We start from the raw sequence: 8,654 nt of genomic DNA, 5'->3' as shown, positions 1-8,654 counted from the left end.
TTTTAAAGGATTGAAAATGAAAAGTTCATTTTTGAAAGCTAGTATGATTGCATGTGCGGTTTGCTCATTTGCTATGGCAGAGGGAGCATTTATTGGTTACGAGGGCGGATACTCTTTTGCGTCAAATGTAAAGTTATCTGAGGCTAACGATGGAGCAAGACTTAGGAAAGGTCAATTTAACAGTGGCATAAAAGCTGGTTATGATTTTGACAGCTTCAGAGCTTATGGTGCTTATTTTTATAATTTTCAGACTAAAAAAGAGTTAGAGGATGATGGTGAAAAATATACAATTAAGTGGAATAAACACAGTTTTCTAGCAGGTGCTGACTATACTCCAAGTATTACTAGCGATGTTAAGCTTGTAGCAGGTGCTTATACTGGCGTTTCAAGAATAAAATTTAAGGTAGATAATTCAGATAGTGCGCAACATTCAACTGGTTTTGTGTTGGGCACAAAATTCGGTGCTGAGTACTTACTTGATCAAAACAATATTTTAGAGGCTGGCGTTAAGGCTGACTATACTTTTTATAAAAAAATTGAAGAAGTTAAAGTTAGAGAGAGTAACATCGGTCTTTACGTAGGTTACACTTATAAATTTTAATATTAAACATTCCCTCCTTAAGAAATTTGCGTCCTAGTTTGGGCGCAAATTTATCTCTCTAGTATTTTTACAACTAAATTTAATATACTTTCCAAAAAGGATACAAAGTGAAGAAAATAATATTGTCTCTATCTATGCTCTTGACCTCTACGTTTGCGGTTGATTGTAATAACGCATTTATTAAAGCTGTTGTAAGCATGATCGATGAGCCAGCTCCTACAAGAGTCGATGAAAATAGCGTAATAATGGGTGCTACATGTGAAAATGAGACCCTAAAAACCACCTTTGTTATAAATGATAGCGAGGATATCAAATTTAGTAAATTTACTAAAGATCAGATAGATGAGTTTAAAAAGATGCAAACCGAAATGCTAAAAGAGGACTTTTGTAGTAGTAAAAATCCTCTTATCGATAAAGCCTCGTGGATATACAACTACGAGAACGGTAAGAACTTTACTGTGATAAATTTGACAAAAGAAGATTGTAAATAAATTTTCTGGGGTCTCCCCCAGAAATTTAGGCTTTTTTGTCTTCAAGCTCTTTTAGATGAGCTTTTACAAACTCACCAAATTCATCTTGAGTTAGTACTCTTTTAGCAAGTTTTTCCTTGCATTTTTTGCCAAGCTCGCCTAGAGTTGCTCTATTTTTTTGGCTTTGTGATTTGCCAAATTTTGAAAGAATCGCATTTAGCTCATGCTCTTCGCTGAAATTTACTAGCTCTTTATCTAGTGCCATTTTCTCTCCTTTGATGAAAATTTCTTCTAATTTTAAAATTTAATAGTAAATATAAATAAATTTAAATTTTAAAGGCTAAAAATAGCGAAAAATAGGGCTTTGTTAAATTTAAATTTCATATAGATTAAAAACATGGCTATAAAATCACGAAAATTTTTAAAGGAGAAGTATGAAAAATTTACTTGTAAAATCAAGCTTGGTTTTAGCTTTAGTTAGTTCAGCTGCACTTGCTCAAGGTGCATTTGTCGGTGGCGAAGGCGATTATTCGTTCAACTCAAAGATAAAAACTAAAAATATCGCAAAAAGCGAAAAAAATAACTTCAACAAAGGTCACTACGGACTTGGCTTTTATGGCGGTTATGATTTTGATAGCTATAGAGTATATGGTGGCTACTACTACGACTTTAAAGCTAGAAAAAACGCTGGTGAAGCAGATGCAAAATGGAGCAAGCACAAGCTTTTAGCAGGCGCTGACTACACTCCAAACATCACTGAAAACTTTAAAGCTGTGCTTGGCGGATACGCTGGTCTTGGCTATCTAAGTGTTAGACAAAGCTTTGAAAACGAAACTAGCAAGAAAAATTTCAAAGGCTTGCTAGTCGGCGCAAAAGCTGGCGGTCAGTACTCATTTGACGCTCACAACGCACTTGAGTTTGGTCTAAAAGCTGATAAGACATTTTATAAGAAAAATAGCGGCGCTCAGCTAAGAGATACAAGTGTGGGAATTTACACAGGCTACACTTATAAATTCTAAAAAATTCTATTTTTAGGCAAGGCTTAGGCTTTGCCTCTCCTAAAAACTCACATTTATTCTTTAAATTTATAACTCAAGCAACTTTTAAGTGGCACAAGATAGAATGGCTCTTATATAAAAAGGAGAGAAATGAAAACAAAATCGCTTCTTGCCATTGTGCTCTGTGCCGTTTTTAGTAGCTTTGCCTTTTGCGAACCACTAAGCGAGCCAACGCTAACAAAAAGTAGAGATCTAGTTGGCCAGACGGTACCAGGTGCTATTTCGAGCATCAAGGTAGCAAAAGAGTATCAAGCCAAATTTGATAGCGCAAAGCCTAGGATGCAGGAATTTTTAGCAAATATGGCATGCTATAAGGCTAATAAAAATGATAAATTTATGGAAGGTGGCACAATGGTACCTGCGCTACGAAGAGATGATAGCCATTTTAAAAGGGCTAGTGGCACTTATAGCGACAGCGTCGATATCTTGAGTATAGAAAATGTGAAATTTATCGCCAAAAACGCATTTAGTTTTAGCGTTACATTTATCACAGCAGATGGCGAAGAGGTAGCAAAATTTGATGATATTATATTTACGCAGCACCCTAGCGGCGAGTGGCTGGTTAGGTGGTAGTTGTAGAGGTAAAGCCTCTACTCTCTGCCTTCAAGAAGTGGCACAAAAAGGCACTCGTCTAAAAACTCTTTTTCTAAATTTCCACTCTCGTCTTTTCTAAATTTAGCGATAAACTGCTTGCCATCCTTTTTCATCGGAGCGACCAAGATGCCGCCATTTTTTAGCTGGCTAAATAAATTTGGTGAGATCTCATCAGCAGCAGCCGAGAGTAAAATTCTATCAAACGGCGCGTAGCTTCGCCAGCCGTTGTTGCCGTCGTCATATCTTACGTGTACGTTTTTGATCTTTAGTGCCTCGAAGCGTTTTTTTGCCTCCATGGCCAGCTTTTCTATGCGCTCGACGCTAAAAATTCTATGCGCGAGCTTGCTTAAAATAGCTGCTTGATAGCCACTGCCACAGCCTATTTCTAGGATGTTATCCACGTTTTCGCACTCTAGCGCCATCGTCATCTTTGCTACAGTTAGCGGCGAGCTGATCCACTGGTTGCCAAGGATTGGCTGCGCGTCAAGCTTGTAAGCATGTGCAGCGATAGGCACGAAAATCTCGCGCTCGGTCGTTGATATCGCGTCAAACAAAAGCGGACTTAGCGTGATCTCGTCGGCTATGTCGCTAGCTAAATTTTGGCATTTTATCGCTTCTAATTGGGTCAAAATTTCTATCCTAAACAAATTTTAAATCGCTATTATACGATTTAAAGCTTATCTTAAAATTTATAAAAGCCCTAAATTTTTCTTTATCTGTGTGATCAAATTTGCGTCAAAAACTGCGCTTGCTTCTAGCGTGCCGTCTGGCAAAAAGACCCCAGCGATCTCAAGATCAAGCGAGCTTGAGATCATGACGTAGCAGTTATTTGCGATGGCTAGCGCCTTACAAAGGCTAAGGTAGGCTTCCTCTCTGGCCTTGCCCCACATGGCTGGCACCATGATGATGTCGCACCCTCTTAGTTTTGCCCAAAGCCTGCTATCACGCAGCTCAAAGCATATGAGCACGCCAAGCTTTAGCCCTTTAAATGTAAATGCGTTTATATCGCTCACCTCGCCGGCGGCAAAGATCTCGTGTTCTAAATTTGGCCGAAAAAGTTCAGCCTTAAACTGCGAATGAAAGACGTTACTTGAGTTAAGAAGTAAAAATTCGTTATAAATTTTTGCCTGGTGTGGGGCTAAATTTGAAATTTGAGCGAGCCCAGCACTTTTGTTTAGGCTAGTAAGGTGCGTAAAACCAAGAAATTTATCTGGGCTAAGCGCCTCTTGCAAGCGCTCAAGCAGCATCGCATCAAAGCTGCCTATCATGCCACCAAGCATCGCTTTGTTCGCCCCAGCAAAAAAGCCGTCGAAATCATAGCCGCTGATGCAAAGCTCGCTTGCAAGCAGGAGTGAATTTGCAGGTGCAGCCTCAACTAAATTTGCAAGCTCTTCTAGGCGATCTGTTGCATTTTTTGCCTTTAAAGTTAGGCTTATTAGGTTTAAATTTCCGCTCATTTATTTTCCAAAAACAAATGTAGTTTGCTTTGACGCATGGCAATCTGCTGGTATCCTAAAATCCATATCCGTTCCACCGATATCAGGTGTTGGCTTTAGTAAAACAGTTATAGCTGTGATCTTGTCATCACGCTGCGAGAGCGGGTCATTAAAGACCCAGACTTCATAAGAAAACGAGGTTTTATCGTCAAAATATACCATCCTAGTCTCTTTTAGGTCGCTATATTTGAAGTTGCACGCTTTGTTTATCTCTTTAAAAACATCAACAACAAGTGCAGAGCCAATAGGCGCAATGCTTGGCCAAACATCGCCAGCTGGCATGCTTTGGTAGGTGACGGCATCTTTAGTTTCGTTTGTTTTAGCAAGTATGTAAGGATTGAAACTATTTAATAGATCCTTATTTGCTATGCTAATGGCTCTTTCATTGCTACTACTCGCACACCCCACAAAAAGCACGCAGGCAAGGGCTAATATGCCATTTTTAAAAGTCATCAAAGCTGATACTTCCCTTGCTGTAGTTTGTCACCTTTGCTTCAAAGAAATTTGACTTTTGGTCGTTAAATTTCGCAAAGTCATCGACCCATTTGATCGGATGAGCGACGTTGTATTTGCGTTTTAGGCCGATCGCAACTAGGCGCTGGTCGATGAGATAGTGGATATACTGCTCGATGATATCGTCTGTAAAGCCCATTATTTGGTTTTGGGTGATGTATTTGCCCCATTTTATCTCTAAATTTCCAGCTTTTTCAAACATATCATAAATTTTCGCCTCGGTTTCAGCTGTGAAAAGGTCAGGCCTTTCCTTGCGGACCGAATTTATCATGTTTTGAAACAAAAGCAGGTGCGTGATCTCGTCACGTTGGATGAAGCGGATCATCTGCGCCGAGCCTAGCATCTTGCCAGCGCGAGCTAGAGCGTAGATCGCTGTAAAACCGCTGTAAAAGTAGATACCCTCTAAAATTTGATTGGCAACCATCGCAAGAAGTAGCTTCTCGTCAGTCACTTCGCCTGCAAGCTCCTCATAGACGCTTGAGATGTAGTCGTTTTTCTCGCGCAAGACGTCGTCATGCTTCTCCATCTCGTAGATGAGGTCGGTGTTGTCACAGATCGCCTCGACCATGACAGCGTAGGACTTGCTGTGGTTTGCCTCTTCGTAGGCTTGGCGGCTTAGCACGGCGTTGATCTCTGGTGCGGTGATGTAAGGGTTGATGTTGTCAGCTAGGTTGTTTGTCTGAAAGCTATCCATCGAGATGAGCTGGCTCCAAACTAGGTCGTACATGCGTTTTTCGGCCTCTGTGAGGTTGTAGGCGTAGTCGCGCACGTCGTCTGTTGTATCGACCTCTTTTGGAAACCAGGTGTTTGCCTCCATGAGGTCCCAAAGCTTTAACGCCCACTCGTATTTTGCCTTGGTGAAATTTAAAATGCCGTGTGGGTTGCCGTTAAAGACTCTTCTGTCGGTCAAATTTTCATTTGAACTTGGGTTGTAAATGCGTTTTCTGTTCATAAATTTCTCTCTTGTTTGTGGTAAAAATTTCTTAAAATCTTACCCAAAGCAAGGTAAAAATTTACTTTTATTTAGAGTGCTTTGCTCCTTTTTATAGTCATCAAAAAGCCAGTTATTATTAGTAAAACGGCGATCACGCAAGAGATGGCAAAGACGATCTGACCGACCTCGCCAAACATCTCTCCAGTGTGCAAGCTAAGCACTTTTCGCCCAGCCTTTTTTGCCTCTGGGATGCTATCACTCTTGCTAACAAGCTTGTTTTCTTTTATCTTGCCAGCGCTAGCGTCAAGCTTTAGTTTGCCTACCTGACTCTCGGCAGTTTCGTAGTTTATAGTGTAGGTGCTTTGGTTGTTTTCAGGCACGTTTATCGTGAGGGATTTTAGCTCTAGCGTGATATTTTCTTTAAAAATTTGCTCTGCAGCCTCGATCTCTTTAAATTTTTCATCGCTTAATGGGGTTAAATTTCTTTGTGGCATTGCTCTTTGTGCTTGGCTTGGCTTTAGCTCGAAAAATATGCTATTTACGCCGCTTCTGACCCAGCCATAAGACCAGTAAAGACCAGTTAGCGACATCACGACAAGCAGTATCGCCACGTAGGTGCCAAGGCTCGTGTGGAGGTTATAAAAGCAGGCGTAGCCCTTTGCGTTTGGTTTGATTTTGAGCGAATTTAGCAAATTTCGCTTGATCGCTGGTGTGTAGAGGATGAGACCGCTAATGGCAAGCAGAGCCATGATGATCGAGCTAATGGCGACTATTTGCTTGCCGATGTTTGCTGGGACTTTGCTATCAAGCAGGGCAAGGCCTAAATTTCTATGCAGGCTTAGTATTATCATGCGAGTTTTCTCGCCCCAGTCCTCGCTGATCACCTCGCCACTTCTTGGATCGATAAAGAAATTTAGGAGTTTTTTGTCTTTGGCGACGCTGATGCTATAAGCTTTGTTTTCACCGCCGATTTGTACGTTTTCAAGCGTGTCAAATTTGATCTCACTTTTTGCCTTGGCGAGGATCTCGCTTAAGCTTAAATTTGGCTTTTCGCTAGGTGCTAAATTTATATATTTTTCATTTATCGCAGATTTTATCTCCTCTCTGTAAGAGGCAAATGGCGCTGCAAGCGTCATGATAAGTAGCGGTATAGTCGCGATTAGGCCGATTATTAGGTGGATGTTGAAAATGATTTTGTTACGCTTGAAAAGCATATATCTCCTTTTAGATTTTAATAACGAATATTAATTTATTTTTTGTTAAGCAGAGATAAAATTTAGAAGATTATTTTTTAGTTATCTGGATGTGATTTTGGATTTTGTGGCTGGCAAAAGAAGCTCAAATGTTGAAATAGCCGCGTTTAGATCCTTTTTATCTAAAAATTTAAACGACTTTAGCAGGTAGTAAAGTGACTTAAATTTTACTATTAAGCGCAAAGAGTGCTCGTAAATTTCGTCGCCATTAGCATTAATGTACTCATCTATCACCTCTTTTACAAGCTCGTTTGAAATTTTTTGTCGGTAGAGCTCGTGGATGAAAACTAGTAGGTCACGGCACTTTTGAAGCTCCAAGTCTTTGCTAAAAAATTTTGACTCAAAATCTAGAAATTTTATCTCGTCATTTTTTATGGCGATATCCCTAAGAGCTGGGCGTCCGTGCGCAAAATTTAGAGCGTGAAGTCCAGCTAGTGCGCGGGCTGCTTTTAGCAAAATTTCGTGTTTAAATTTTTCATCGTTACTATATTTAAATAGTCTAGCAACTGGCTCGCCAACATCTTCTATAACGAAAAATTCATCACTTTTTAGCACGAGTTTTGGCGCAGGAGCATTTGCCTCGTTTAAAATTTCAAGCTTTTTTATCTCGGCCGCAAATGACTTATAAGGGTTTGGTTTAAAAATTTTAGTTAAAAAGCCACCTTCAATGGTCTTTTCAATGCGTTTTAACCAAAATTTGTGCCCATCAAATTCAAAGCTAAAAACACGCTCATCATGGTGATTTTTTAAAATTTCATTTACATATTGTTTTAAATTTTGCATTTTGTTAATGTAGCGAAAGAATTCTAAATTTTTACATATATTTGACATAAAATTTCATGAAAAACGTAAAAATATTTGTAAGTAAAAAAGAAAATAAAATCATGGTGGAGTTAAGCGGGATCGAACCGCCGACCTCTTGAATGCCATTCAAGCGCTCTCCCAGCTGAGCTATAACCCCAAAAGATTTGGTATTTTATCTTTTTATGGCTTACATTTTTTTGAAAGTTGTTTTTATAAAATAAATTTTTAAGCAACTTTTGGGTAACATTGCAACCTTTAACGCGGGAATAGCTCAGGGGTAGAGCACAACCTTGCCAAGGTTGGGGTCGCGAGTTCGAATCTCGTTTCCCGCTCCATTAAATTTTGCCCGAGTGGCGGAATGGTAGACGCAAGGGACTTAAAATCCCTCGGTAGTTTTTACCGTACCGGTTCAAGTCCGGTCTCGGGCACCACCAAACGGCGACATGGCCAAGTGGTAAGGCATGAGCCTGCAAAGCTTTGATCCCCGGTTCGAATCCGGGTGTCGCCTCCAGACTTCAAAAAACCAAATTAAAGGATTAACAATGAAAAAGTTGCTTTTAATAGTTTGTATGGCATTTTTTGCAGTAGGTTGTTCAAACACTTGGCACGGTGTGAAAGAAGATAGCCACAACGCCAAAGAATGGACTAAAGAAAAGATCAATGACGGCGCTAGCTACGTCAAAGAAAAAACAGAATAATTCTTAGTGGTTATAGCAAATTTTAAGCAAAGTTGGCTATAATCACAAATCTTTAAATCGGGAGATGGCTGAGCGGTCGAAAGCGGCGGTCTTGAAAACCGTTGAGGTGTGAAAGCCTCCTGGGGTTCGAATCCCTATCTCCCGGCCACTTTACTTCAATCTTATTCAGGTTTTTTAAAAATTTAAATTATAAAAAATTTTGGTTTGAAATATTTTTATACTAAAGAAAATTT

Annotated in this window: 12 protein-coding genes and 5 tRNA genes; 9 read left to right on the top strand and 8 right to left on the bottom strand. The window is 39.8% G+C overall.

The genetic code is table 11. The features are described from left to right. Window positions 1-601 (top strand): outer membrane beta-barrel protein (locus tag F3G86_RS00080; protein WP_223228519.1); only part of this gene is annotated, 601 nt, incomplete at its 5' end. Window positions 602-708: 107 nt separating this feature from the next. Beyond that, a complete protein-coding gene (locus F3G86_RS00075) occupies window positions 709-1,092 on the top strand; it encodes a hypothetical protein (protein WP_149722622.1) in 384 nt (127 codons plus the stop codon). 25 nt (window positions 1,093-1,117) lie between these two features. Here the strand turns inward: F3G86_RS00075 and F3G86_RS00070 are convergent, their stop codons facing one another. Further along, the gene (locus tag F3G86_RS00070) at window positions 1,118-1,336 is read right to left on the bottom strand and encodes a hypothetical protein (protein WP_103574159.1); all 219 of its coding nucleotides are present in this window, start codon (window positions 1,334-1,336) and stop codon (window positions 1,118-1,120) included. A 169-nt stretch (window positions 1,337-1,505) separates the two neighbouring features. Between F3G86_RS00070 and F3G86_RS00065 the strand changes: the two genes are divergently transcribed. Together F3G86_RS00065 and F3G86_RS00060 are read left to right on the top strand one after the other, a co-directional pair. Next, a complete protein-coding gene (locus F3G86_RS00065; protein ID WP_107917218.1) occupies window positions 1,506-2,090 on the top strand; it encodes a hypothetical protein in 585 nt (194 codons plus the stop codon). A gap of 129 nt (window positions 2,091-2,219) precedes the next feature. Next, a complete protein-coding gene (locus F3G86_RS00060) occupies window positions 2,220-2,702 on the top strand; it encodes a hypothetical protein (RefSeq protein WP_149722621.1) in 483 nt (160 codons plus the stop codon). Window positions 2,703-2,719: 17 nt separating this feature from the next. On the opposite strand, the gene F3G86_RS00055 is transcribed toward F3G86_RS00060, so the two are convergent. The 7 genes from F3G86_RS00055 to F3G86_RS00025 form a co-directional block, all read right to left on the bottom strand. Continuing rightward, a complete protein-coding gene (locus F3G86_RS00055; RefSeq protein WP_149722620.1) occupies window positions 2,720-3,352 on the bottom strand; it encodes a protein-L-isoaspartate(D-aspartate) O-methyltransferase in 633 nt (210 codons plus the stop codon). A 60-nt stretch (window positions 3,353-3,412) separates the two neighbouring features. Beyond that, window positions 3,413-4,180 (bottom strand): carbon-nitrogen hydrolase family protein, encoded by a 768-nt coding sequence (locus F3G86_RS00050; protein WP_149722619.1) that lies wholly within the window; start codon window positions 4,178-4,180, stop codon window positions 3,413-3,415. Further along, window positions 4,181-4,675: a hypothetical protein gene (locus tag F3G86_RS00045; protein ID WP_223228518.1), complete on the bottom strand. Its 495-nt coding sequence runs from the start codon at window positions 4,673-4,675 to the stop codon at window positions 4,181-4,183. Beyond that, window positions 4,662-5,684, bottom strand: coding sequence for a ribonucleotide-diphosphate reductase subunit beta (locus tag F3G86_RS00040; protein WP_103636432.1), 1,023 nt, complete (start codon window positions 5,682-5,684; stop codon window positions 4,662-4,664). Before F3G86_RS00040 ends, F3G86_RS00045 begins: the two co-directional genes overlap by 14 nt. A gap of 71 nt (window positions 5,685-5,755) precedes the next feature. Beyond that, on the bottom strand, window positions 5,756-6,880 hold the full coding sequence (locus F3G86_RS00035) for a PepSY-associated TM helix domain-containing protein (RefSeq protein WP_149722618.1): 1,125 nt from the start codon (window positions 6,878-6,880) through the stop codon (window positions 5,756-5,758). Window positions 6,881-6,961: 81 nt separating this feature from the next. Continuing rightward, complete coding sequence (locus F3G86_RS00030) at window positions 6,962-7,750, bottom strand: BUD32 family EKC/KEOPS complex subunit (RefSeq protein WP_223228517.1); 789 nt, start codon at window positions 7,748-7,750, stop codon at window positions 6,962-6,964. A gap of 54 nt (window positions 7,751-7,804) precedes the next feature. Then, window positions 7,805-7,880, bottom strand: a tRNA-Ala gene (locus tag F3G86_RS00025). A 103-nt stretch (window positions 7,881-7,983) separates the two neighbouring features. Here F3G86_RS00025 and F3G86_RS00020 point away from each other — a divergent pair. The 5 genes from F3G86_RS00020 (at window position 7,984) to F3G86_RS00005 (ending at window position 8,569) form a co-directional block, all read left to right on the top strand. Continuing rightward, window positions 7,984-8,058: transfer RNA gene (locus tag F3G86_RS00020), tRNA-Gly, on the top strand. 9 nt (window positions 8,059-8,067) lie between these two features. Beyond that, window positions 8,068-8,154, top strand: a tRNA-Leu gene (locus F3G86_RS00015). Between the two features lie 6 nt (window positions 8,155-8,160). Beyond that, window positions 8,161-8,234, top strand: a tRNA-Cys gene (locus tag F3G86_RS00010). 31 nt (window positions 8,235-8,265) lie between these two features. Then, on the top strand, window positions 8,266-8,421 hold the full coding sequence (locus F3G86_RS10260) for a hypothetical protein (protein ID WP_021086361.1): 156 nt from the start codon (window positions 8,266-8,268) through the stop codon (window positions 8,419-8,421). A gap of 58 nt (window positions 8,422-8,479) precedes the next feature. Further along, a tRNA-Ser gene (locus tag F3G86_RS00005) sits at window positions 8,480-8,569 on the top strand. Window positions 8,570-8,654: the final 85 nt, after the last annotated feature.

Source organism: Campylobacter concisus, from assembly GCF_902460595.1.
Classification (GTDB): domain Bacteria; phylum Campylobacterota; class Campylobacteria; order Campylobacterales; family Campylobacteraceae; genus Campylobacter_A; species Campylobacter_A concisus_BL.
This window is presented reverse-complemented; position numbering and strand designations above follow the sequence as displayed.